This window comes from Ruicaihuangia caeni (assembly GCF_029952955.1).
GTDB classification, from domain to species: domain Bacteria; phylum Actinomycetota; class Actinomycetes; order Actinomycetales; family Microbacteriaceae; genus Ruicaihuangia; species Ruicaihuangia caeni.
On sequence record NZ_JASATX010000005.1, the window covers coordinates 19314 to 43836 of the forward strand.

Genomic DNA, 24523 nt, shown 5'->3' on the forward strand with positions numbered 1-24523 from the left:
GGACCGGCCGAACGGCCGGTCTCATTTCGTATGAGGAGCAGTATGTCTGACACTTCGGTCACCTGGCTGACCCAGGAGGCGTACGACCGGCTGAGTGCAGAGCTCGCGCAGCTCAGCGGCGAAGGCCGCACCGAGATCGCGAAGCGCATCGAGGCTGCGCGCGAAGAAGGCGACCTCAAGGAGAACGGCGGCTATCACGCGGCCAAGGACGAGCAGGGCAAGATGGAGGCCCGCATCCGTCAGCTGACCGAGCTGCTTCGCACTGCGACGGTCGGCGAGCCCCCGGCCAGCGACGGCACAGTCGCCCCGGGCACCCTGATCACCGCTGAGATTCTCGGCGACGAGTCGACGTTCGTGCTCGGCAGCCGCGAGATCGCGGGCGACAGCGACCTCGACGTGTACAGCGAGCAGAGCCCGCTAGGTGCGGCAATCATGGGCCGCAAGGCCGGCGACACCACCAGCTACATCGCGCCGAATGGCAAAGAGATCACCGTCAAGGTCTTGAAGGTCGAGAGCTTCGCGGGCTGATGCGTCTCCGTTGCGCCGCGGGCAGTTAGCCGACTGCAGGCTTGGCGCCTCGGCTCGCACGGCCATCGCTGATCGCTGATCGCTGAATGATCCGCCGCGGCGGTCACACCGATCGCGGTGAATAGCCCGCAGACCGCAGGGCCGCGAGCACCCGCTCGGCGTGCTCCGGCCCGCGCGTCTCGATGTGCAGTTCGAGTTCGACCTGGCTGATCTGCAGGCCGCCGCCATGCCTGGTGTGCAGCACTTCGACGACGTTCGCGTTCTGCTCGGCGACGATCTCGGCCGTCCTTGCGAGTTGTCCTGGGCGGTCGGGCAGCGGGATCCGAAGCTTCAGGTACCGTTCCGACGCGGCGAGCCCATGACTCACGATGCGCTCGAGCATGAGCGGGTCGATGTTGCCGCCGCTCAGCACGGCGACCGTCGGGCCGGTCGCGTCGATCTTGCCGCTGAGGATCGCCGCCACGCCCACGGCACCCGCGGGTTCGACCACGAGCTTCGCGCGCTCGATCAGCACGAGGAGCGCCTTCGCGATCTCGTCGTCGTCGACGGTCACCACGTCGTCGACGGCCTGGCGCACGATCTCGAAGTTCAGCGCGCCCGGCTTCGACACCGCGATGCCATCGGCGATGGTGGGAGTGATCTCGATGTCCACCGGTTCACCGCGTTCGAGTGACAGCGGATAGGGCGCGGCGTTCTCGGCCTGCACGCCGATCACCTTGATGCGCTTGCCCTCGGCGGCCGCGCGCTGCTTGACCGCGCTCGCGATGCCGGCGATGAGCCCGCCACCGCCGATCGGCACGACGATGGTCGCGACATCCGGTACTTGATCGAGGATCTCGAGACCGAGCGTGCCCTGCCCCATCACGACGTCGTAGTGGTCGAACGGCGGGATCAGCACGGCGCCGGTAGAGGCTGCGAACTCGGCAGCGGCGCGCAGCGGCTGGTCGACGGTGTGCCCGCTCAGCACCACCTCGGCGCCATAGGCGCGGGTCGCCTGCAGCTTCGGCAGGGCGACGCCGACAGGCATGAATATCGTCGCCTTGATGCCGAGTTCGCGCGCTGCGAAGGCGACGCCCTGGGCGTGGTTTCCAGCGGATGCCGCGACCACTCCCCTCGCGCGCTCCTCGTCGCTCAGCCGCGCCATGCGGTTGTACGCGCCGCGGATCTTGTACGACCCCGTGCGCTGCAGGTTCTCGCACTTCAGCGAGACCGGGTGGCCGAGCACCTCGGCGAGGTAGCGCGAGCTCTCCATGGGGGTCGGGTCGGCCGCCCGCGAGACGACTTCACGGGCCGCCTCGAACTCCGCGAGCGAAGGCCCGGCGAAGACCGTGGCGGCATCAGCGGGCGCCGCGTGCTCATGCATCCGCGATCACATCCTTCAGTTGCGGATGGGGGTTCGTGCGCCACTGCCCGGAGGCGATGTACTTCACGATGACGTTGAGGGTCGCGATGACTGGCACCGCGAACAGGGTGCCAGGGATGCCGGCGAGCATGCCGCCGCCCGCGACCGCCAGCACGACGGCGAGCGGGTGCACCTTGACCGCCGAGCCCATGATCAGCGGTTGCAGCACGTGGCCCTCGATCTGCTGCACGAGCAGCACGATCCCGAGCATGATGAGCGCGATCCAGATGTCGTAGTAGAGGAGCGCCACGAGCACGGCCAGCGCGCCCGAGACGAGGGCACCGATGATGGGCACGAATGAGCCGAGGAACACCGCGACCGCGATCGGGATCACGAGCGGAAGCTGCAGGATGGCCGCCCCGATGCCGATGCCGACGGCATCGACGAAGGCGACGAAGATCTGCACCTTCACGAAGTTGGTGAGCGTGACCCAGCCGGCCTGGCCTCCGCCCATGATCGCCGGGCGCGCGCGGCGCGGGAAGACCCTGACGACCCAGTGCCAGATGCTTCGACCGTCGATCAGCATGAACAGCGTCGCGAACAGGGCGAGCAGCGCGCCGGTGATGAAATGCCCGGCGCTCGCCCCGAGTGACGTCGCCCCCGAGATGATGAACTGGCTGTCGCGCTGAATGGACTCGACCGCCGCCTGCACATACCCGTTGATGTCGGCCTCGGTGAGATGCAGCGGCGATTCGAGCAACCAGGTCTTGAGGTCGTCGTAGCGCTCGAGCGCCTTGGTCTGCAGCGACGGCACACCCTCCGCGACCTGCGTGATCACGAGGTACACCAACGCCGCCACGACCGCGATCAATCCGAGTTCGGAGACGGCGACCGCGAGACCCTTGGGCCAGCGGTGCGACTGCAGCCAGTTGCAGAACGGGACGAGCAGCGCCGCGATGAGCACGGCCACCATGAGCGGGATCACGAGCAGCCTGAGCTGCATGACGAGGAAGACGACCACACCGAGCACGGCGAGCATCGCGAGGATGCGCCAAGCCCACGCGCCGGCGATGTGCATGCCGATGGGCAGGGAGTCGCTCACGATCTCCGCGCGCGACCGCTCAGTCGTCGCGATGCGCTTCCGGAATGCCACCTCTTCAGTGTATTGGCGCGCAACCCGAGAGCATGTCGGTAGCCCTGGCTAGCATCGGGCACGTGACTCGCCTCCTCGCGACCGATTCGGTGTCGCCTGCTCTCGCCCGGCGCATTGCCGTGGCCGCACAAGGCTTCGGCTCGATGCCGGGCGGCCCTGTGACGGCACGTCGTCTTCGATCGACGATCGAGAAGCTCGGGCTGCTGCAGCTCGACTCGGTGAATGTCTTCGAGCGCAGCCACTACCTGCCGCCGCTGGCACGCCTGGGCTCGTATGACCGGGCGCTGCTCGACGAGCTCGCGCTGTCGCCCGGCAAGGGTCATGTGGAGTACGTGGCGCACGAAGCAGCCGTGATTCCGGTGTCGACGTGGCCGCTGCTGCGCTGGCGCATGGAGCGGTACCGCGGCGAAGAGGAGCGGGAGTGGTTCGAGGCGAACCGCCCGCTCGCTCACTGGCTGCTCGACGAGCTTGCCGAGAAGGGCCCCCTTCGCGTGAGTGAGATCGAGCACGACGCGAACGTCTCCCGCGGGCCGTGGTGGGGGTGGTCCGACGTGAAGATCGCGATGGAGCATCTGTTCCGCCGGGGCGAGGTGACCACCGCCGGCCGCCAACGGTTCGAGCGCGTGTATGCGCTGCCGCACCAAGTGCTTCCGCGCGAGGTGCTCGACCTCGAGGTTCCGGCAGCCGATGCCAAGCGGCAGCTCGTCGAGCGCGCTGCCCGCGCATACGGCATCGCGACGGCATCCGACCTCGCCGATTACTTCCGCATGCGGCGCGACGACACGATGACCGCGATCCGCGAGCTCGTCGATGGAGGCGTGCTGGTGCCGGTCGCCGTCGACGGCTGGCGCGACCTCGCCTACCTTCACGCCGAGGCGAGACGGCCGCGCAAGATCACTGCGGCCGCGCTGCTCTCACCATTCGACCCGGTCGTGTGGTTCAGGCGTCGCGCCGAGCGGCTCTTCGATTTCCACTACCGCATCGAGATCTACACGCCGGCCCACAAACGTGTGCACGGCTACTACACGCTGCCGCTTCTCCTCGACGATCGACTCGTGGGGCGCATGGACCTCAAGAGCGATCGCAAGGCGAAGACACTGCTCGTGCAGTCGGCGTGGCGCGAGTCGGGTGCGAGGGCGGAGGTGGAGCGCATCGTGCCGCTGCTTGACCAGGCGATGCGCTGGCAGGGGCTCGAGCGCGTGCAGTTCTCCGGGCGCGGCGACCTCTCGGCGGAACTCGAAGCGGCGGCATCCGCACTGCGCTAGCGACTGCCCGAGCCGGCACTCGTCACAGCGTGATGGCCGATCGGCGACGGACACCCGTTTCAGAACCGTTCGGGACCGCGAACTGTCTCAGAAGTTGTCGGCGGCGCGAGACGGTCTCAGAAGCGGTCTGCGCTGCCGAGAAGTCGGCGGATGCGGTCGGGAATCGGCGGGTGGGTCGAGAACATGCGATCGATGATTCCGGGCTTCGTGGGGTCTGAGATCCACATGTGCGCCATGGAGGTGTTCTGTCGACGCATCGGCCTGCCGTACTCCCCCAGCTTGTGGAGCGCGCTCGCGAGCGCTTCGGGATGCCGCGTGGTCAGAGCCCCGGTGGCGTCGGCCAGGTACTCGCGCTCGCGAGACACCGCCGCCTGCACCAGCCCGGCGACGAGCGGCGCGATGAGCATCGCCGCGATGCCGAGCACGAGGATGATCGGGTTCGCGTTGTTGTTGTTGCGGTTGCCCCCGGCGAAGAACGACATGCGAAGCAGGATGTCGGCGAGGAAGCCGATGACGACCACGAGACCGAAGACGATCATCGAGACGCGGATGTCGTAGTTCTTCACGTGACCCATCTCGTGAGCCATGACGCCCTCGAGCTCGGAATCGGTCATGATCTCGAGCAGCCCTGTGGTGGCCGCGACGATGGCGTGCTCCGGATCACGGCCCGTGGCGAACGCGTTCGGCGCGGGATCGTCGATCACATAGACCTTCGGCATGGGCATGCCGTTCGTGATCGCGAGGTTCTCGACGGTGCGATACAGCCGCGGCTCGTCCGCCTTCGTGATCTCGCGACCGCCCGAGATGGCCACCGCCTGCCGACCCGCTGCGAAGTACTGCAGCACCACGTAGGCCAGCGAACCGACGATCGTTCCGATGAAGATCGTCCAACTGCCATCACCGTAGTACCAGTTCGCGAAGAACCCGAGCCCGCCGATGATCAGCAGGAAGACCAGGATGATGAAGACGGTATTGCGTTTGTTCCGTGCGATCGCGCGGTACATTCAGCGTCCCGCCGACTAGAACTGAACGCGCGGAGGCTCCGCGATCGCGGCAGTGTCGCCCACCTCGAAGAACTCGCGCTCCGTGAAGCCCAACCCCCGAACGAACAGCGTGTTGGGGAAGAGCTTGATCTTGGTGTTGAGCTCGCGCACGCCGCCGTTGTAGAACCGGCGCGAGGCCTGGATCTTGTCTTCGGTGTCGACCAGTTCGGCCTGCAGTTGCAGGAAGTTCTGGCTCGCCTGCAACTGGGGGTACGCCTCGGCGACCGCGAAGATCGATTTCAGCGCCTGCTGCATGTGGTTCTCGGCGACGGATGCCTCGGCCGGCCCGTGGGCGGAAAGCGTCTCGGCGCGCGCCTGGGTCACCGACTCGAAGACGGCTTTCTCATGAGCGGCATATCCCTTCACGGTGTCGATGAGGTTCGGGATCAGGTCCGCGCGGCGCTTGAGCTGCACGGTGATGTCGCTCCATGCCTCATCGACGCGCACGTTGAGCGTGACGAGCGAGTTGTACGTCGCCCAGAGGTAGATGCCGACGATCACGACCAGCAGCACGATCACGCCGATGACGATGAGGGTTTCCATATCGGCATGATACGTGAGCGAGCCCTTGGATCCGCTGGGTTCTGAGCACTCTCGAAGGCCGGAGCCGAAGTTTGCTCACCCTCCCCGCGCCCGAGAATACGGGGCAAGAGGCAGTGGCGCCGCCTCGCGCGTCGTTCAGTCCAGGCGCCCCGGTCGATCGGCGCTCCGACACGGCACCCGTGGTGGAAAGAGCCGCCTGGATTCGTCGACGCTCGCCTAGGGTAGACCGTACTGTGCACCCCCTGTCCGCTGCCCCTCGCACCGCTCGCCGCGAGGCGACGGCGACGCGGGTCGCCCGCGTGGCGGTCGTGGCGCTCATGGCGATGATCGCGCTCTCGCTGTCCGCTCCTGCCGCGGCATCGCCGGGAGAACAGGGCGAGTCGGCAGCCACTGCCCTTGGCGAGGTGACGCTCTCGCCGACACCCGCGGCCGACGGCTTCTTGCCCGTCGGCTCGGTGACGGCCTCGGGCACGGCGACCGCGGGCAGCACGATCGTCGTGGACATCGTGCGGGCGGGGCAGCCGCCGCAAGCGGGCTGCACGGCATCCGCATCGCCCGTCGATGGGCGCTGGTCATGCGCGACGCCGCTGCCCAACGGTGAACTGACATTGCGCGTGACCGAGTTCCGCGACGGCGACTCGCTGGACTCGTGGACCACGCGACTGCTGGTGCTCGGACCTCCCGTCATCTCAGGGCCGGCGCTCGGCATCGGCATCGTGAAAGGGGTCGGCTACCCGTCTGCGCTCGTGCGCGCCACCGCGACCGGGCCGGCCAGCGCCGCCGTCGACTGCGGACGGGTCGACTCCGGCGGCAGCTGGACCTGCCTGCTCGTGGCGGGCGATGGCTCCAGGCTTCCCAGCGGCAGCTACACCGTCAGCGTGGAGCAAGGAGCACCTGGAGCCTCACCACGGTGGTCGCACGCACAGTCGCGAACACTGACGATCGACACCGACAATCCCCCGGCGCCGACGGTCACCTCGCCGGCTGCTGGTCAGCGCATCACGACCCAGCCGACGACGTATGCGGGCACCGGAGAGAACAACGCGACGGTCTCGGTCTTCGTATCAGGTGTGAGCGCCCCGGTGTGCACCGCGCTCGTGGCAGGCGGCGCGTGGTCGTGCCAGGGAACCGATGTGCCGAGAGGCACCTGGCTCGTGCACGCGCTGCAATGGGATGCCGCCGGCAATCCCGGCCCTTCGAACCTGCCCTTCGAGGTGCACTACGGACGTGCACCAGCGAGCGCCCAACCCACACTCCCGACCGCACCGAGCACGCCGTCGCCGCCGCCCTCGGAGACGTTGGACCCCGAGGCCGTGGATCCGACGCCGGCACCGGATGAGGGGCCGACCTCCGCTCCCTCGGCCGATCCTTTCTTCCCCGGGCCCGTGCCTGCCCCCGACCGCGGCGAGACTCCGCCGCTGCTCACCTGGGGCACCCCGACCGGGTTCGGCTGGAACATACCGACACCGGTCGAGGCCTTCGAGCGCGGCAATTGGGCGATCGCCCCGTTCCTCGGGCTGGTGTTCGTCGTCTTCGTCGCGCTGCCCCTGCGCATGGCGATGCTGCTCGCTGCGGGCAGCAGCAGGCCGCGCGTGCGGTTCTTCGGCCGAAACCGGCCGCTTGCGGCATCCGCCGGCGAGGACGGTCCGCTCGTGCGCCCCGCGATCGTGGTCGGCGGCGCCGTGCTCGGAGCCGCGATCCTGGCCGCTCTGTCGACCGGTCTGCTGCCGGAGTCCCGCTATGTGCGGCTGCTCGGCGCGATCGGGGCGGGAATCGTCGTGCTGAATCTCGTGGGGGTCGCGCTGGCATCACGCCTCGCCTCGCGCGCGCTTCGCGTCACCACATGGCAGCGCTTCGTGCCCGCGTACCTCGCCCTCGCGGCGCTCGCGACGCTCGCCTCCAGGATGTTCGACGTCCATCCGCCGATCGTGCTCGGTGTGCTGATCGCCACCACCATCCCGCTTCAGATCCCGCGCGCACGGCGTGCTGCGATCGCCCTGACGCAGCTCGTCGCGCTGACGGCACTCGCCACCGCCGCGTGGATCGCGCACTCGGCGATGGGGCGAGTGGATGGCTTCTGGGCTTCGACGCTGAGCGAGTTCCTCGCTACGGTCTGCCTCGCAGGATTCGGCTCGGCGGTGCTGCTGACGCTGCCGATCAGAGCATTGCCCGGGCGCATCGTGTTCGCCTGGTCGCCCCTGGCATGGGCGGTGACGACCTTCGTGGTCGTGCTGCTCGCAGCCGTCGTGCTCATGGCCGGTTCGACAACGCTGATCGTCGCGGCGTTCGCGATTCCGGTCGGGTTCGCGGCATGCGTGCTCGCCGCCTGGCTGTGGCAGCGGTATGTGGCGCCAGAGAGCCGCCGCTAGGCTCGCAGGCGAGTCCCGGTAGCCCAACGGCAGAGGCAGGCGACTTAAAATCGCCTCAGTCTGGGTTCGAATCCCAGTCGGGACACAGGAGTCGAGCTTGCACCGCGAGTGGCGCGAACCCGACCGAACTCACAATCGCGGCTCACATTCGCGGCGCGCGCAGGAACTCTCGGCCGCTGATCTCGCTCGGCATGATCCGCACCCAGCGGTCCTTCTCCTCGGGCGCCCACGGCGTGATGCCGAGCCGTTCGGCGGCGTAGACCTCGCGCTGCTTGTCGAACTCGGTCGCGGTGCCTTTCACCACCACGCTGAACGCGTCGGCGTCGGTGTAGCCGTCGATCTCGAAGGCCACTTGCTGGTGGATCGTGAGTTCGAGCAGTTTCGTGCCGGCCGCCGTGCGGAACACGATGCTGCCGTCGTCGTCGACTCCGTGATTCACCGGAAAGATATCGAGCTGTCCGCCTGCGACCGCAGCGATACGGCCGTACGGTGCGGCCTTGATGCGCTCCCAGCACTCCTCAGGCGACAGGGCACGGGACGGCGGCCGCTCTTCCGCGTAGTCCATGCGCCCATTGTGCAGCCGCTCGCCCCGAAGCGCGATGCCGGAATGGCGCACGACCGGCGGACGACCGGCGCACGAGCAGCAATCAAGCGTTCGCGCTGCTCTCGCTGCGCTCACTTCGACGCCGTGAGGAGCCGATCGGCAGCAGTCCGAGCATCACCAGCACGAGCCCGAGCTCGACGGCGCCCGCAGCGAAGTAGACCGCCTGCAACACGCTGAACGGGATCACGGTCATCTGCACGAAGATCCAGATCAACGCTGCGTACCCGGCCGCCGCGCCCGCGAACAGGGCGGCGGGGCGACGTCGGAGCAGCAGCACGAAGGCGAGCGCATGGACTCCTCCGAGCACGAGGCCGAGCACGAGCCCGGGCAGGAGATAGCTCGTGAACGGCGAGCCGTCGAGATACTCGGGCGGCGGGGTGATGACCAGGTCGAGCTCGGGCATGAGCGAGCCGACCGCGAGCGCCGCGCCCCCGGCGAGGGCCGTGACGGCGACGAACCCCTCAACCCAGAGCAGCGCGACTCGCGCCGGGCGCGTCGAGGTCATTCCGCCACGAGTGGAGCGAAGACGTGCTCGCCGAGCGAGCGCCCCCATTCCCGAGCGCGCTCCAATTCGCCGTCGACGAGCGTGTTCTTCGTGGTGACCACGAAGCACTCGGATTCGGCGATCGGATCGGAACCGAGACGACGGAGCCTGCGCTGGATGCCGGCCGACGCATCCCCGGCGAACATCCGGGGGATGTCCACACGGGTGCCGAACGCGGCCCACGCCTCGGGCGGCGTCGTCAACTGCTCGAGCCACTCGCGGACGCCGGATGCCGTCGCCTCCGGCTCGAGCGTCAGGTGCTGCTCGGGGTCGTCAGCCCACCGCGCGGCCTCCTTCCGCGACTCCGGTCGAGGAAGCGTGTGCGCGTGCGTCGGTGCCCCCAGCACGACGAGGTCGGCGTCCGCTCCCCCGCCTCGCGAGCACGGCTCGACGGTCACCGCGGTGACCGGAGACAGTCCCTCAGCGATCGCTTCAGCGATCCGCCTGGTGTTTCCGAACATCGACTCGTACAGCACGACAGCGGTCATGGCGGTCTCCTCTCCGCGACCATCATCACGGTCGAGGAGAGGAACCACTAGGACTCAGGTCCTACGGCATGCTGCGTCGCTGCTCCGGCAGGGCGCCGGACGCTCTCGAAGCTCGTTGCGCTCAGGCGCGCGGGTTCACACCTTGGGGCGCGAGGCGAACTCTTCGAACGCGGCCCGCGGCTGCTGCACCGCTTCGAGCGACACGTTGTCGCGGCCGAGCCAGAAGTTGTTCCACCAGCCCGAGAACACCCGCAGCTTGCGCTCCCACATGGGAATCGCGAGACCGTGGTATCCGCGGTGCATGAGCCAGGCGATCCAGCCCTTGATGGCGAGCTTGCCGGACTGGAAGACTCCGTGGCCGATGCCGAGTCCGGCGACGGCGCCCATGTTCTTGTGGAAGTAGTCCCTCGGCTCCTCGCCGCGCAGCACCGCCACGATGTTGCGCGCGAGCAGCTTGCCCTGGCGCACCGCGTGCTGGGCGTTCGGCACGCAGAAGCCGCCGACGCCGCCGCCGCTCAGGTCGGGCACTGCCGACACGTCACCGGCTGCCCAGGCATCCGGAACGATCTCGTCCTTGGTGCCCACGCGGAGGTCGGCGCGGGTCTGGATGCGGCCGCGCTCCTCGACAGGGAGGGTGGTGTTCCGCGTGATCTGCGGGTTCGCCATGACACCAGCGGTCCACACGATGAGGTCGGTCTCGATGACCTGGCCGGTCGAGAGCTCGCACCGGCCGCCGACAGCCGAGGAGAGCTGCGTGTCGAGGTGGATGGTCGCGCCGCGCTGGTCGAGGTTCTTGATGACCCACTTGCTCGTCTCGAGCGACACCTCGGGCATGATGCGACCCATCGCCTCGATGAGGTGGAAGTGGGTGTCGGAGAAGTTGAGCTCGGGGTAGCGGTTGAGCAAGGAGCTCGCGAACGAGCGCAGCTCGGCGAAGATCTCGATGCCCGCGAACCCGCCGCCGACGACGACGAAGGTGAGCAGGCGGTCGCGCTCCGGTCCGGGCGGCAGCTGTGCGGCCTTGTCGAAGTTCGTGAGCACGCGATCGCGGATCGCGACGGCCTCTTCGATGTTCTTCAGGCCGATCGCCTCGTCGGCGACACCGGGGATCGGGAATGTGCGAGAGACGGCGCCGGCGGTGACGACGACGACGTCGTACTGCAGCTCATAGGCCGGCTCGTGCTCGGGCTCGATCGTCGCGGTCTTCGTGGCGTGGTCGACGTTCGTGACCTTGGCCGTGATGACCTGCGTCTTCTTGAGGTGGCGGCGCTGCGAGACGACAGCGTGTCGGGGCTCGATGGAACCGGCGGCGACCTCGGGGAGGAACGGCTGGTAGGTCATGTATGGCCGGGGATCGACCATGACCACTTCGGCTTCACCGTCACGCAACAGCTTCTCGAGCTTGAACGCGGTGTAGAAGCCGGCGTAACCTCCGCCGACGATCAGGATTCTAGGCACGCTGACAACGTCTCCTCACGCAATGGACCCCAATAGCTTACTCCCCTGCGCGTTGCCTCCTGACGTGCCGGGCTGCACCCACTCCCAGCGCGATGGCCGCGGCCGAGAATCCGCCGAGCACGAGCAGTGGGATGCCGACGAGCCGCAGCTCGTTCACGGTCGGGAGCAGTTCACCCACCGGGCCCCGCGCCTGCGGCACCGGCGCGGGTTCGACCTCGGGCGCGGGCACGACCGGCTGCGGCGTGGTCGCAGGCTCCTCCTCAATGGGCGCCCGCCGGTGCAGCCGGATCCACTCGCGCAGCTGCTCAGCGGGTTCGACGCCGCTCGACTCGACCGTGCCGCGAACCGCCGCTGCCGCGTCGAGGATCCCGTTGCCGTAGAGCGGATCGGGCCCGGGGGCGCCGGCATCCCTCGCGGTCTGAGTGATGCGGTCGATGACCGCTCCCGCGCTCAACTCGGGATGCGCCGCCATGACCAGCGCGACGACCCCGGCGACGATGGGAGTCGCGCCGCTGGAACCCTGCCACGTGACGTGCGAGCCGTCCGGCGCTGCGCCCACGAGATCTTCCGCAGGGGCCGCCACGCCGATGGTGATGCCCTGCGAAGACGCATCGAAGCTGGCCGTGCCCGAGCGGCTCAGGCCTGCAACGGTCAGCACCCCCGGCATGGTGGCCGGCGCGCCAACCTCGACCGTGCCGGAGCCCCTATTGCCGGCGGCCGCGACGATGACCACGTCACGCTCCATCGCGTAGAGGAAGGCGTCGTCCCAACTGGTGGGCCAGTCGAGCGTGTTGCGCGTGAGCGACATGTTGATGACATCAGCGCCGTTGTCGGCGGCCCAGCGCACGGCATCCGCGATCTGGTCGTCGGAATTGCGGGTGCCTTCTCCGAAGCCCACAGAGATGGACAGCAGCGATGCCTGAGGCGCGACCCCGATCACCCCGACGCCCGCGGCCGAGCCCCGACCTGCCGCCAGCGAGGCCACCATCGTGGCGTGAGCGCGTCCTCCGCCGGAGCCGACCGGGCGTTGCCCGTCGGGCGCGCCGAACCCTGAGAAGTCGGCACCGCCGACGACAGCACCGGCGAGGTCGGGGTGCGAACTGTCGATGCCGGAGTCGATCACGGCGATGGTGACACCCGCGCCGCGCGTGGTGTTCCAGGCCTGCGTGATGCCGTACTCATGGAGCCAGTACTCCATCTCTCGCACCTGATCGGCGTGCGCGGGCGGCGCGATCAGCACGACGGATGCAGCGGCGGCCACGAGCGCGGCGGCGACCCGTCGAACGCCGGCGCGCATGCCAGGCCGACCTGACGGCATCCGGCGCCGTGCACGCCATGCAGTGCTGTTGGCTCGGCCGAGTCGCTCCACGCCGCTCAGTCCTCGTAGGGGACGCACTCGCAGACCGCCGGGCTCCAATCGGCCCGCTCGAGGGCGAGGTCGCCGATGGGGTTGACGCCCGGCCCTGCGGCAAGCGAGTGCGCGGCGAGGGCGTGCAGGCACTTCACGCGGTCGGGCATTCCGCCCGCTGACACACCGTCGAGCTCCTCGACGACCTCGATCGACTCGCGATCGGCGAGGTACTGCTCATGCGCGCGTCGATACGCTTCGCCGAGTTCTCCGGTGAGCATGGCCGTGAGTTCGGGCATCATGCCGCTCGCTTCGAGCCGCGACATCGAAGCCGTCGCCGCTGGGTGGCTCATGTAGTAGAGCGTCGGGAAGGGCGTGCCGTCGCTCAGCCGCGGCTTCGTCGCGACGACGGTCGGCGCACCGCAGACGCAGCGCGCCGGAATGCCGATCACGTCTCGAGCAGGCCTGCCGAGCTGATGCGACACGATGCGGATGTCGTCGGGCGTCGGCGGGTCGAACGGCGGGGTCGTCATGGTGCTCCTTGCGTCGGCGGGGCGAGCTCGGCCGGCGGGGCGATGGTCGTGGCGGCGGTGAAGATCGACGTGGTCAGCATGCGCAGCCAATCGACCTCGGTGGTCTGGATCTCGTCGCTGATCGGAAGCCCGTCGGCGGTCACCGGCGTCTGGCCGTCATCGATGACCAGGTAGCTGATCTCGCCCGGATACACGTAGTACAGCCGCGAACGCGCCTGCGCCTCGAGGTATGCCGGGTCGTCCCAGCGGGCGAGCTCTTCCTCCAGGTGCTCGACCTCTGCCTGCTGCTTCGCGACCGCTTCACGCAGCGCCGCGAGATCCTGCTGCTGCTCGATGAGCAGCCGCAGGCTCGGCGCGAGCACGATGATCGCAGCGACCAGCAGGAACAGCATGCTGACGGCGAAGCCCGGAAGCCGGATGCCGCGCAGCCACGCTCCCGCCGGCGTGTCGGCGCCTGGCACTGAGACGGAGAACCGTCTGGAGGTGGGGCGACGCGACATACGTCGAGGCTAAGCGCGGAATCGAGGGAAGGCGCTGCGACCCGCGAATACCGCGGCATCCGCCAGTTCCTCCTCGATGCGCAGCAGCTGGTTGTACTTCGCCACACGCTCCGAGCGAGCGGGGGCGCCAGTCTTGATCTGGCCGGCATTGGTGGCGACGGCGAGGTCGGCGATGGTGGTGTCTTCGGTCTCACCCGAGCGGTGCGACAGTACGGCGGTGTAGCCGCTGCGCTGCGCGAGCGCGACCGCATCCAGCGTCTCGGTGAGGGTACCGATCTGATTCACCTTCACGAGGATCGAGTTCGCGACGTGACGCTCGATGCCTTGCGCGAGACGCTTGGGGTTCGTGACGAAGAGGTCGTCGCCGACGAGCTGCACTGCCCGGCCGAGCTCTCGAGTGAGCTGCTCGTAGCCTTCCCAGTCGTCTTCGGCGAGCGGGTCCTCGATCGTCACGAGGGGGTAGTCGTCGAGCAACTGTCCGTAGTAGGCGATGAGGTCGGCGGCGCTGAGGTCCTTGCCCTCGAAGCGATAGACGCCGTCGTGGAAGAACTCGGTCGAGGCGACGTCGAGGCCCACGGCGATGTCGGTGCCGGCCCGGAAGCCGGCCGTGTCGATCGCCTCCATGAGCAGGTCGAGCGCGGCGCGGTTGCTCGGGAGGTCGGGGGCGAAGCCGCCCTCGTCGCCGAGCCCGGTCGTCAGGCCCTTCGACTTCAGCTCGGCCTTGAGCGCGTGGTAGGTCTCGACCCCCCAGCGAAGCGACTCGCTGAACGTCTCAGCGCCCAGCGGCACGAGGAAGAACTCCTGGATGTCGACGTTCGTGTCGGCATGCGCGCCACCGTTGATGACGTTGAGCTGCGGCACGGGCAGCACGTGCGCGTTGGGCCCGCCGAGGTAGCGGAAGAGCGGCAGATCGGCGCTGTCAGCAGCGGCCTTCGCCACGGCGAGCGAGACGCCCAAGATGGCGTTGGCGCCGACATTCTTCTTGTTGTCGCTGCCATCGGCCTCGATGAGAGCCTGGTCGATCAGCCGCTGCTCGCTGGCTTCGAAGCCCTCGATCGCCGGACCGAGCTGGTCGAGCACCGCGTCGACGGCCTTCCGCACGCCCTTGCCGAGGTAGCGCTCGGAATCGCCGTCTCGCAGTTCATAGGCCTCGAAGGCGCCGGTCGAGGCGCCCGACGGCACGGCGGCACGGCCGACGGTGCCGTCACTGAGCAGCACATCGACCTCGACGGTCGGGTTGCCGCGGGAGTCAAGGATCTCGCGGGCGTCTACGGCCTCGATCAACGACACGGGATGGTCTCCTTCAGAATGCGTGCGGGATGCTTTCGGGCTCAGGCAGACGGGTGGCGCGTCCGCCGATCATCCTACCGAGGGTGCGCGCGTCGAGCCGTCGCCCTTCGAGCGCTACGTGCGGCCGAGGGCGTCGACGGCTAGCCCAGGCTCCGCAGCTCGAGCGTGTCGAGCGTCGAGTCGGCGCGCACGAACGCGAAGTGCGTGAAGCCCTCCTCCGTGAGCCGGTCGAGGGTCGCCTTCGTGTTCTTGGGGCGGCGCTCCACTCGCACTCGCTGAGCGCGGCCCGACTGCAGCAGTTCGCGCTTGAGCGCGACCAGGTCGGATGCCGCGGCATCCGCGTCGTGCAGGAGCGCCACCGACGCCTGGTGCGCGCCCTCCTCGAGCTCGACGAGGTCGACCAGGCGCTCGAATCCCAGCGAGATTCCCGCCGCAGGCACCTGTGAACCGAGGAAGCGCCCGATCATGCCGTCGTAGCGGCCGCCGCCGCCGAGCGAGTAGCCGAGCGCGGGATGGGCGATCTCGTAGATCGTGCCCGTGTAGTACCCCATGCCGCGTACCAGCGTGGGATCGAACACCATGTCGGCGCCGGGCACCGCGTCGCGAAGCGCCAGCAGTTCGGCGTACGCGTCGCGGTCGAGCCAGGCGGGCGGATCGTCGAGCAGCTGCCAGCCTGACGCCGTGAGCGCGTCTGCCAGGCCCTCGGCGCCGATTCCCGACTCCGCGAGTTCGGCGGCGACGCCCTCGGGCCCGATCTTGTCGAGCTTGTCGATCGTGATGAGCGCGCGCTCGTGCTGCTCGGCCGGAACGCCCCAGTGGTTGAGCATGCCGGCGAGGATGCGGCGATCGTTGACGCGGAACGAGCATCCCGCGAGCCCGAGGGCGTCGAGCGCGTCGGCCGCGGCGGCGAGCAACTCGATCTCGGCGAGCGGGCCTGCCTCGCCGATGATGTCGATGTCGCACTGCATGAACTGGCGGAAGCGGCCCTTCTGCGGGCGTTCCGCGCGCCACACCGGGGCTATCTGGATCGCGCGGAAGACCGGTGGCAGCTCTGCCCGGTGGCTGGCGTAGAAGCGCGCGAGCGGCACCGTGAGGTCGAAACGCAGACCGAGGTCGATCAATTCGATCGGGTCGCCGGCCGCCCGGAGGTCATCGGTGGTGAGGGCGCGGCGCATGACGCCGAACGCGAGCTTCTCGTTGTCGCCTCCGAGACCCGAATGCAGGCGCTCGCTGTCTTCGACCACGGGCGTCTCGATCTCATCGAAGCCGTGCGAGCGGAATACCGCGCGGATGACGGCCAGCACGCGTTCGCGACGGGCCTTGTCGGCCGGCAGGAAGTCGCGCATGCCGCGGGGAGGGTTCACCTGAGTTGCCACGGCTCGTATTCTCGCACCGCAAGAGCGCCGACCGAATTCCGCCCTAGCGGGCGGGGATCGGGCGCGACCGTGGAGCGCTCACCGGCGTGGCGTCCGCAACATTGGCCCCGATCGCTGCCGCAGCCAGATAGTCTTCCCTCGATCGGACATGCGCCGATCGCTCACGGCACCTGTCGGATCGGGTAATCCACGGGATATGCCGCGCCGGTTCACCGGCCGTGTCGCCTAGCATTCGGGTTGCGGCGACACGCTTGCACGTCACCCGCCCGGACCCTGACCGGGCGGGTGACTCCCGGTTCATCCTGAACCCGGAGCCAACCGCACGACAGGCTGCTCAGGCGTCGACTGCTCAGGCGCCGGCCTTCAGGTCGTGGGCGACTCGGCGCCGGCGATCTCCGCCTCGAGCTCGCGCAAGCGATCGCGCAACACCTGCTCGGCGTCGAGACCGCGCTCACGGGCGGTCTCGACGAGGGCGAGCAGCGCGTCGCCGAGCTCGGCTTCGGCGGTCGGTGCCGCGGCATCCGTTCCGAGCCGCTCTGACGGCGAGCGCACCGGGTCGATGCCCACTCGCGCGGCCCGGCCCAAGAGCTTGTCGGCGAGCGCCAGGGCAGGAAGCGCCCGCGGCACTCCCTCGAGCACGCTGCGGCGCTCGCGCTTCTCGGCCGACTTGGCCTCGTTCCAGACCTCGAGAACCCGTTCGACCGTGGGCGCCGACACATCGGCGAACACATGCGGATGCCGGCGCACCATCTTGTCTGTCACCGCTCGCGCCACGTCTTGCAGGTCGAAGCCCTCCCCCGGCTCGGACGCCGCGAGCTCTGCGTGGAACACGAGCTGGTACAGCACGTCGCCCAGCTCCTCGAGCATGCCGTCGCGGTCGCCCGTCTCGATGGCCTCGACGAGCTCGTACACCTCCTCGATCAGGTAGGGCACGAGTGAGCGATGGGTCTGCTGCCGGTTCCATACGCAGCCGCCCTCTGGGTCGAGCATGCGAGGGAACTGCAGCAAGAGGCTGTCGAGCGGTGTCACCCGGTCTTGTGTCATGACACCTCTTCCTTCTTCTCGGCATCCGCCCGCTCAACCGGGAAGATCGCCTCGAGCAGACTCGCGGTCCACTCGACCAGGGCACCGTCGGCGAGCACCGCGCCGCCGGCCTTCGGCAGCGGGATGCTGATGGCCCTCGCCTGGGCGAAGTGCTTCGCGCCGGGATACATGCGCTGCAGCCGCACCTGCAGGGAGTCTGGCAGGTCGGCCGGCGCGATGCGGAGGTTCTGGCCCATGACGACGACCTCGCCGAGACCGGCCTGCTGCGCGTGCCTGCGCAGACGGGAGAGCGAGATGAGCCGCTGCACGGGTTCGGGGAGAGCGCCATAGCGATCGTCGAGCTCTTCGATGACTCGGTCGATGGCATCGGGAGCGGATGCCGGCGCAGCCGCCGTTGCGAGCTTCTGATACGCCTCGAGACGCAGCCGCTCGCTCTCGATGTACTCCTCGGGGATGTGCGCCTCGACGGGCAGCTCGAGCCGCAGCTCGGTCTGACCTTCGGCGACATCACCGCGGAAGGTGCTCACGGCCTCGCCGATCATGCGCAGGTAGAGGTCGAAGCCGACGCCCGCGATGTGCCCCGACTGCTCGCCGCCGAGCAGGTTGCCCGCGCCGCGGATCTCGAGGTCCTTCATCGCGATCTGCATGCCCGCGCCGAGCTCGTTGTTCGACGCGATGGTCGAGAGCCGCTCGTGCGCCGTCTCGCTGAGCGGCTTGTCGGCGTCGTAGAGGAAGTAGGCGTAGGCGCGCTCGCGTCCGCGGCCCACGCGTCCGCGGAGCTGGTGCAGCTGACTCAGGCCGTACTTGTCGGCGCGGTCGATGATCAGCGTGTTCGCGTTCGCGATATCGAGACCCGTCTCGACGATCGTGGTCGTGACGAGCACATCGAAGCGGCGTTCCCAGAAGTCGTCGATCACTCGCTCGAGCTGGGACTCGCTGAGCTTGCCGTGCGCGACTGCGATGCGCGCCTCCGGCACGAGCTCCGCGATCTCGGCCGCGACCCGGTTGATGCTCGACACCCGGTTGTGCACGAAGAAGATCTGACCCTCGCGCAGCAGCTCGCGCCGGATGGCGGCGGCGATCTGCTTGTCGGAGCGCGGACCGACGAAGGTGAGGATCGGATGCCGGTCTTCCGGCGGTGTGGCGAGCGTCGACATCTCGCGGATGCCGGTGACCGCCATCTCGAGCGTGCGCGGAATCGGCGTCGCACTCATCGCGAGCACGTCGACATTGGTCTTGAGCTTCTTGAGCGCGTCTTTGTGCTCGACGCCGAAGCGCTGCTCCTCATCGATGATGACGAGCCCGATGTCCTTGAACCGCACCCCCTCGCTGATGACGCGATGCGTGCCGATGACCATGTCGACCGAGCCGTCGGCGAGCCCCTCGATGGTCTCCTTCGCCTCCTTGTCGGTCTGGAACCGGCTGAGAGCACGCAGGTGCACCGGAAAGCCCGCGAAGCGCTCGGTGAACGTCTCGAGGTGCTGCTTCACGAGCAGTGTCGTCGGCACGACCATCGCCACCTGCTTGCCGTCCTGGATGGCTTTGAACGCGGCGCGCACGGCGACCTCGGTCTTGCCGTAGCCGACGTCTCCAGAGAGGAGTCGGTCCATGGGCACGGAGCGCTCCATGTCGGCCTTGACCTCGTCGATGGTCTGCAACTGGTCTGGAGTCTCGGCGAAGGGGAACGCCTCTTCCAGCTCACGCTGCCACGGGGTATCGGGCGAGAAGGCGTGGCCCTTCGACGCCATGCGAGCGGAATAGAGCTTCACGAGCTCCACTGCGATGTCGCGCACGGCCTTGCGGGCCTTGCTCTTCGCCGCCGACCAGTCGCTGCCACCCATCTTCGACAGGCTCGGCGACTCGCCGCCGACGTACCGGGTGAGCAGGTCAAGCTGGTCCATCGGCACGAACAGCCGGTCGCCGGCGTGGCCGCGCTTCGACGGAGCGTACTCGAGCACGAGGTACTCGCGCGTCGACTTCACCGCGTTCCGGCCGCCGCTCGAGACCTCGCGTTGCGTGAGTTCGATGAACTTTCCGATGCCGTGCGTCTGGTGCACCACGTAGTCGCCCGCGCGCAGTTGCAGCGGATCGACGACGTTCTTCCGGCGGCTTGCGAGCTTCTTCACCTGCCGGCCCGAGTACCCGGCGGTCCTGCCGTAGAACTCGGCCTCGCTCAGTACGGCGAGTCGAGTGTCGTGCAGCTCGAAGCCCGCCTCGACCGCGGCACGAACGAGGTAGGCGACGCCAGGCTCAGGTTCGTCTGGGAACTCGTCGACGATGCGCCCGGCGAGCTCGTGCTCGGCGAGCACATCGGCCGCGCGCTCGACGAGGCCGACTCCCTCGGCGGCGACCGCGATGCTCCATCCTTCACGCAGGCGCTCGGTCACATGCGCGACCGCTCCCTCGATGTTGCCGGCGAAGCTCGGCACCGCCGTGGCCTCGACGCGCACATAGTCGCCGGCGGATTCGACCGCTTCCTCGTCGCTGAGGGCCTCCCCCGTGTCGAAGGCGCTGAAGGTCCACCACGAGCGCTTCCCTGCCTTCTCGCGCAGCTCGCGGAGCGACAGGAAGTCGCCGCTGTCGAGCCCTGACCGCAGTTCTCGTGCGAGGTCGATCGGAGCCTCTGCGCCGGCGGTCGCGGCATCCCAGGCGGCCATGAGGAACTCGCGGTTCGTCTCGGCGAGGTGCTGAGCGCGCGTGGCGACTCGCTCGGGGCTGACCACCGCGACCGCGGCGTCGCCCGGGAGGTACTCGGTGATCGGCACGAGCTTCTCGATGAGCGCGGGCGCAAGTGACTCCATGCCTTCGACGGGGATGCCCTCGCTGATCTTCGCCAAGAGCTGGCTGATGCTGGGGAACTCGTGCTGCATCTCGCGGGCGCGCTGCTTCACGGCATCCGTCAGCAGCAGTTCACGGCTCGGCTGCAGCTCGACTCGCTCGATCGGCTCGGCTGCGGATCGTTGGTCGGCGACCGAGAACTCGCGGATCTGCTCCACCTCGTCGCCGAAGAAGTCGATTCGCACCGGATGCGATGCCGTCGGGGCGAAGACGTCGAGAATGCCGCCGCGCACCGCGAACTCGCCTCGGCGCGTCACCATGTCGACCCGGCTGTAGGCGAGGTCGACCAAGCGCTCGGCGATTGCGGTGAGATCGTGGCCGCGGCCGCCGGCGGCGAGCTCCACCGGCTCGAGCGCGGCGAGGTCGGGGGCGAGCGGCTGCAGCGCGGCGCGCACAGACGCAACGAGCACGAACGGGTGCCGGTCGCTCTCACCCGTGCCGGCGTTCACGCCTTCCCACCGCTTGAGGGCGCGCAGCGCGGCGATGCGGAGCCCGACGGTCTCGGCGCTCGGGCTCAGCCTCTCGTGGGGCAGCGTCTCCCACGCGGGGAACTCGACGACCGTCGCCGCGGGCAGGTAGGAGTTGAGCCCGCGCGCGAGCGATTCGGCCTCTCTGCTGGTCGCCGTGATGACGAGCAGCGCCTTGCCGGCGCGCCGCTGCATCAGGCCCGCGATGAGAGGCGCTCGCAGCCCGTCGACGAGCGAGAAGTCAGCATCGCGCTCAGCCCTCCCGAGGGCTGATTCGAACGTCTGGGCATACGAAAGGGCCGGAATCATCCGTTCGAGCATCACCGGTCGATTCTAGGTCGGCCCGCTTGAACGGATGCCGGGGAGTACGGCCGCGACGACGGAGCCCGGGCGAAACCCGGCGGTCACTCGCGGGGCGTGTGGAACCGTTGCTGCGCGTCGAGGAGTCCGCGAGCAGTGATGTGCTCGACGGCATCCGCCGCATCTGCGATCACATTGGGAAGCGTGCGCCGTTCGACGCTCGAGAAGTCGCTCAGCACATAGTCGGCGGGCGCCTGGCGGCCGGGAGGGCGACCGATGCCCACTCGCACTCGTGTGAACTCCGGCGTTCCGACGGCGCGAATGATGTCGCGCAGGCCGTTCTGCCCGCCGTGGCCGCCGCCGTGCTTGAGGCGCACGGTGTCGAACGGCAGATCGAGGTCGTCATGGATGACGATGAGCCGCTCGGGCGCCAGCTTGAAGAAGCGCAGCAGCGAGGCGACGGGGGTTCCCGACACGTTCATGAAGGTGTTCGGGGTGGCCACGATCAGCTTCGGGCCGCCCGGAACGGCGCGCCCCTCCACCACCATCGCGTTGGCCTTGTGCGACCGGAAGGCGCCGCCGACCCGCGAGGCGAGTTCGGCGGCGACCATGTGGCCGACGTTGTGGCGATTGCCGGCGTAGCCGGGCCCGGGGTTGCCGAGCCCGGCTATCAGCCATGGCGATTCGTCAGTCATGCGCATGCGCTCGGAGCGCTTCGAGAGGCGCTCGGAGAGCGTTGCGAAGAGGCGGATTACTCCGAGGCCTCTGCGGCAGGAGCGGCCGCTGCCGGCGCCTCGGCCGCTTCGGCGGTCTCGTCTGCAGGCGCAGCGGGAACCATGACGTGCACGAGCAGGAGCTCCGGGTCGTCGATCAGGGTCGCACCCTGGGGCAGCTCGACGTCCTTCGCGAGGAACTGAGTGCCCTCCTCCGCGCCCTGAATGTTCACCACGACGTTCTCGGGGATGTGCGTGGCCTCGGCCTCGAGGCGGATCGTGGCGACCTCGGTGACGTGGATGGTGCCGCTGAACGACTCACCCTCGATGTGCACGGGCACCTCGACGTGAACCCGCTCACCCTTCTTCACGACGATGAGGTCGACGTGCTCGATGATCTGGCGCACCGGGTCACGCTGCACGTCCTTGACGAGCGTGAGCTGCGACTTGCCCTCGATGTCGAGCTCGAGCACGGCGTTCGCCTTGCGCACCGCGAGCATGGTCTGGTGACCGGGGAGCTCGACGTGCTGCGGCTCGGTGCCGTGGCCGTAGATGACCGCGGGGATCCGGCCGGCGGCGCGGATCTTGCGCGCCGCGCCCTTGCCGAACGAGTTGCGAACGCTCGCTGCGAGCTTGTTGTCGTCAGACATTTCTCTTTGACTCCTTGTTGGGGCGCACTGCCCTGATGATGGGCCCGACGGGGCCCGGTGCTTGTTCAACTCGAACGCAAGACAGCGTGAGGAAGACTCGTGCCCACTCACCGCGTCGATCACGGATGCCGACAGCATCCCTCGCCGAGGTCGTCCGCGAGTCTACCGGATGCCTGGAGCGCCTGCCATCGGCGTGGGCGCCGATATCCTGGCCGCTATGCCCTCGAGCCTCCACAACCGCGTAGTCGACAGCCTCGGGCGCCGCATCGCGGAGGGAGAGCTCGCCGCAGGCACGGTCATGAGGGCCGAGTCGCTCGAGCGGGAGCTCGGGGTGAGCCGTTCGGTCGTGCGCGAAGCGATCCGGGTGCTGCAGTCGATCGGGCTCGTGGAGTCGGTCAAGCGCGTGGGCGTGCGAGTGCTGCCCATGGCTGAGTGGAACGTGTTCGATCCGCAGTTGATCGGGTGGAGGCTCGCCGGCTCGGGCCAGGGCGCGCAGCTGCGGTCGCTCACCGAACTGCGCTCGGCGATAGAACCCATGGCGGCCGAGTTGGCCGCGAGCGTCGCCCCGCAGGACATCTCAGCGGAGCTCATGGCCGTCGCCGCACGGATGCGGTCGATCGGCCGCGCGGGCGATCTCGACGCGTTCCTCGAGCTCGACATCCATTACCACCGTCTCGTGCTGCGAGCCTCGGGCAACGAGATGTTCGCGAAGCTCGACGAGGCGATCGGCGCAGTGCTGACGGGCCGCACGGAACTCGGGCTCATGCCCACGCACCCTCACGAGGACGCGCTCCAGTTGCACGTCGATGTCGCCGATGCGATTCAGGGCGGACACCCGATGCGGGCCCGCGAGGCGATGGACTTGATCATGCGCCGCACGATCGCCGAGGTCGAGTCGGTGTGGAGCGCGACGCCTCGCCTGTACTTCTAGCCGCCGCTTCCAGTCGCCGCGGCCCCAGCCGCTCCCCTGCCGGCGAGCACCGCAGGAACGGCTCAGAAGGCCAAGAGCACTTTCCCCGACCGCGACGCGTCACGCGCCACTTCGAACGCTTCGAGCGCGCGCTCGGCTGGGAACTCGTGCGTGACGATCGGCTCCACGTACAGCGAGCCGTCGGCGAGCGCCGTGATCACATCGTCGATCTCGTCGTTGAACCGGAACGAGCCGAGCAGCTCGAGCTCCCGCGTGATCGCGAGCGAGATGAGCGCCGGCTGCTCTCCCGAGGGCAGCAGTCCGACCATCACCACGCGCCCGCCGCGCATCGCGCCGCGGAAGGCCGAGGCGAGCCCGAATCGGTTGCCCGACGACTCGAACACCACATCGGCCTCGACCGCGTCGATCGCCGCTTGGTCGGCGGCATCGATCGTTCGGGTGGCGCCGACCTGCTCGGCGATGCGGCGAGGCAGCTCCTGCACATCGGTTGCCACGATCTCAGCCGCCCCCGCGCGTTTCGCCACTGCGACGATGAGTGATCCGATCGGCCCCGACCCGATCACGAGCACTCGCTTCCCCGCCAGGTCGCCCGCTCGCGACACGGCGTGCCATGCGACCGAAGCCGGTTCGACGAGCGCCGCCGCGCGCAGCGACAGCTGCGCCGGAAGGGGACGAAGCATCCGTGCCGGCAGTGCGGCAACCTTCAGGAACGCACCCTCGGTGTGCGGGAACCGCGCCGCGGAGCCCAGGTAGGTGCAGCCCGGCGAGAGGTTGGGCCGGTCGTGCGGGTAGCGTGCGCCGTCGCCGGGGCCCGGGGTGGCCGGGTGCACTGCGACCGCGGTTCCGGATGCGGGGCCGCTGCCGTCTGCGGCGGCCCTCACGACCGTGCCCACCACCTCATGGCCGAGCACCATCGGTGCTTTGAGGATCGACTCGCCCGCGGCGCCGTGCTGCCAGTAGTGCAGATCCGACCCGCAGACCCCGCCATAGGCGATCTGGACCAGCGCCTCGTGGGCCGCGGGTTCCGCGACCGGGACGGAGTCGACACGAAGATCGCCCGCTGCGTGCGCGACGACCGCGAGCGTCTCGGCGGGGACCGATGGGGTGGTGGGGGTGGTAGTCATGGTCGTTCCTTGGTCTCGATCGCCGAGCGCGATGGCCGCGCGTGGCCGCTTGAGCGCTCCGGTGGCCGGCTT

Annotated in this window: 22 protein-coding genes and 1 tRNA gene; 5 read left to right on the plus strand and 18 right to left on the minus strand. The window is 68.8% G+C overall.

The features are described from left to right. Nucleotides 1-42 precede the first annotated feature (42 nt). A complete protein-coding gene (greA, locus tag QF206_RS11050) occupies nt 43-528 on the plus strand; it encodes a transcription elongation factor GreA (protein WP_281489295.1) in 486 nt (161 codons plus the stop codon). A gap of 103 nt (nt 529-631) precedes the next feature. On the opposite strand, the gene ilvA is transcribed toward greA, so the two are convergent. Both ilvA and QF206_RS11060 read right to left on the minus strand, forming a co-directional pair. Next, nucleotides 632-1891, minus strand: a complete 1260-nt coding sequence (ilvA, locus tag QF206_RS11055; RefSeq protein WP_281489296.1) for a threonine ammonia-lyase — start codon at nt 1889-1891, stop codon at nt 632-634. Further along, nucleotides 1884-3023: an AI-2E family transporter gene (locus QF206_RS11060; protein ID WP_281489297.1), complete on the minus strand. Its 1140-nt coding sequence runs from the start codon at nt 3021-3023 to the stop codon at nt 1884-1886. Before QF206_RS11060 ends, ilvA begins: the two co-directional genes overlap by 8 nt. Nucleotides 3024-3085: 62 nt before the next feature. Here QF206_RS11060 and QF206_RS11065 point away from each other — a divergent pair, with 62 nt between their 5' ends. Beyond that, nucleotides 3086-4288 carry a winged helix-turn-helix domain-containing protein gene (locus QF206_RS11065; RefSeq protein ID WP_281489298.1) on the plus strand — a complete coding sequence of 401 codons (1203 nt, stop codon included), beginning with the start codon at nt 3086-3088 and terminating at the stop codon, nt 4286-4288. Between the two features lie 116 nt (nt 4289-4404). On the opposite strand, the gene QF206_RS11070 is transcribed toward QF206_RS11065, so the two are convergent. After that, nucleotides 4405-5292 carry a M48 family metalloprotease gene (locus QF206_RS11070; RefSeq protein WP_281489299.1) on the minus strand — a complete coding sequence of 296 codons (888 nt, stop codon included), beginning with the start codon at nt 5290-5292 and terminating at the stop codon, nt 4405-4407. Nucleotides 5293-5307: 15 nt separating this feature from the next. After that, entirely contained in the window at nt 5308-5874 is a 567-nt protein-coding gene (locus QF206_RS11075; protein WP_281489300.1) for a LemA family protein, read from the minus strand. Between the two features lie 233 nt (nt 5875-6107). On the opposite strand from QF206_RS11075, the gene QF206_RS11080 reads away from it, so the two are divergent. Further along, nucleotides 6108-8243, plus strand: a complete 2136-nt coding sequence (locus QF206_RS11080) for a hypothetical protein (protein ID WP_281489301.1) — start codon at nt 6108-6110, stop codon at nt 8241-8243. Between the two features lie 12 nt (nt 8244-8255). Then, nucleotides 8256-8328, plus strand: a tRNA-Leu gene (locus QF206_RS11085). 57 nt (nt 8329-8385) lie between these two features. Here QF206_RS11085 and QF206_RS11090 read toward each other — a convergent pair. The 13 genes from QF206_RS11090 to QF206_RS11150 all read right to left on the minus strand — a co-directional run bounded on the left by QF206_RS11090 (nt 8386) and on the right by QF206_RS11150 (nt 22396). After that, entirely contained in the window at nt 8386-8808 is a 423-nt protein-coding gene (locus tag QF206_RS11090; RefSeq protein ID WP_281489302.1) for a pyridoxamine 5'-phosphate oxidase family protein, read from the minus strand. 82 nt (nt 8809-8890) lie between these two features. Further along, nucleotides 8891-9352 carry a hypothetical protein gene (locus QF206_RS11095; RefSeq protein ID WP_281489303.1) on the minus strand — a complete coding sequence of 154 codons (462 nt, stop codon included), beginning with the start codon at nt 9350-9352 and terminating at the stop codon, nt 8891-8893. After that, the gene (locus QF206_RS11100; protein ID WP_281489304.1) at nt 9349-9879 is read right to left on the minus strand and encodes a flavodoxin family protein; all 531 of its coding nucleotides are present in this window, start codon (nt 9877-9879) and stop codon (nt 9349-9351) included. Before QF206_RS11100 ends, QF206_RS11095 begins: the two co-directional genes overlap by 4 nt. Before the next feature lie 135 nt (nt 9880-10014). After that, complete coding sequence (locus QF206_RS11105) at nt 10015-11337, minus strand: NAD(P)/FAD-dependent oxidoreductase (RefSeq protein ID WP_281489305.1); 1323 nt, start codon at nt 11335-11337, stop codon at nt 10015-10017. 37 nt (nt 11338-11374) lie between these two features. Continuing rightward, nucleotides 11375-12634: a S8 family peptidase gene (locus QF206_RS11110; protein ID WP_281489306.1), complete on the minus strand. Its 1260-nt coding sequence runs from the start codon at nt 12632-12634 to the stop codon at nt 11375-11377. 77 nt (nt 12635-12711) lie between these two features. Further along, on the minus strand, nt 12712-13218 hold the full coding sequence (locus tag QF206_RS11115; protein ID WP_281489307.1) for a DUF501 domain-containing protein: 507 nt from the start codon (nt 13216-13218) through the stop codon (nt 12712-12714). After that, nucleotides 13215-13718: an FtsB family cell division protein gene (locus QF206_RS11120; RefSeq protein WP_281489308.1), complete on the minus strand. Its 504-nt coding sequence runs from the start codon at nt 13716-13718 to the stop codon at nt 13215-13217. Before QF206_RS11120 ends, QF206_RS11115 begins: the two co-directional genes overlap by 4 nt. Nucleotides 13719-13727: 9 nt before the next feature. Next, nucleotides 13728-15008 carry a phosphopyruvate hydratase gene (gene eno, locus QF206_RS11125; RefSeq protein ID WP_281489309.1) on the minus strand — a complete coding sequence of 427 codons (1281 nt, stop codon included), beginning with the start codon at nt 15006-15008 and terminating at the stop codon, nt 13728-13730. A 140-nt stretch (nt 15009-15148) separates the two neighbouring features. Continuing rightward, nucleotides 15149-16384: a histidine--tRNA ligase gene (gene hisS, locus QF206_RS11130; protein WP_281489310.1), complete on the minus strand. Its 1236-nt coding sequence runs from the start codon at nt 16382-16384 to the stop codon at nt 15149-15151. A 363-nt stretch (nt 16385-16747) separates the two neighbouring features. After that, a complete protein-coding gene (locus tag QF206_RS11135) occupies nt 16748-17428 on the minus strand; it encodes a MazG family protein (RefSeq protein WP_281489311.1) in 681 nt (226 codons plus the stop codon). Beyond that, nucleotides 17425-21057, minus strand: a complete 3633-nt coding sequence (mfd, locus tag QF206_RS11140; protein WP_281489312.1) for a transcription-repair coupling factor — start codon at nt 21055-21057, stop codon at nt 17425-17427. Before mfd ends, QF206_RS11135 begins: the two co-directional genes overlap by 4 nt. A gap of 80 nt (nt 21058-21137) precedes the next feature. Next, nucleotides 21138-21728: an aminoacyl-tRNA hydrolase gene (gene pth / locus QF206_RS11145; RefSeq protein WP_281489313.1), complete on the minus strand. Its 591-nt coding sequence runs from the start codon at nt 21726-21728 to the stop codon at nt 21138-21140. 56 nt (nt 21729-21784) lie between these two features. Beyond that, on the minus strand, nt 21785-22396 hold the full coding sequence (locus QF206_RS11150; RefSeq protein WP_281489314.1) for a 50S ribosomal protein L25/general stress protein Ctc: 612 nt from the start codon (nt 22394-22396) through the stop codon (nt 21785-21787). Between the two features lie 217 nt (nt 22397-22613). On the opposite strand from QF206_RS11150, the gene QF206_RS11155 reads away from it, so the two are divergent. Beyond that, entirely contained in the window at nt 22614-23327 is a 714-nt protein-coding gene (locus QF206_RS11155; RefSeq protein WP_281489315.1) for a FadR/GntR family transcriptional regulator, read from the plus strand. A 62-nt stretch (nt 23328-23389) separates the two neighbouring features. Here QF206_RS11155 and QF206_RS11160 read toward each other — a convergent pair whose 3' ends face one another. Beyond that, entirely contained in the window at nt 23390-24451 is a 1062-nt protein-coding gene (locus QF206_RS11160) for an L-idonate 5-dehydrogenase (protein WP_281489316.1), read from the minus strand. Between the last annotated feature and the right edge of the window lie 72 nt (nt 24452-24523).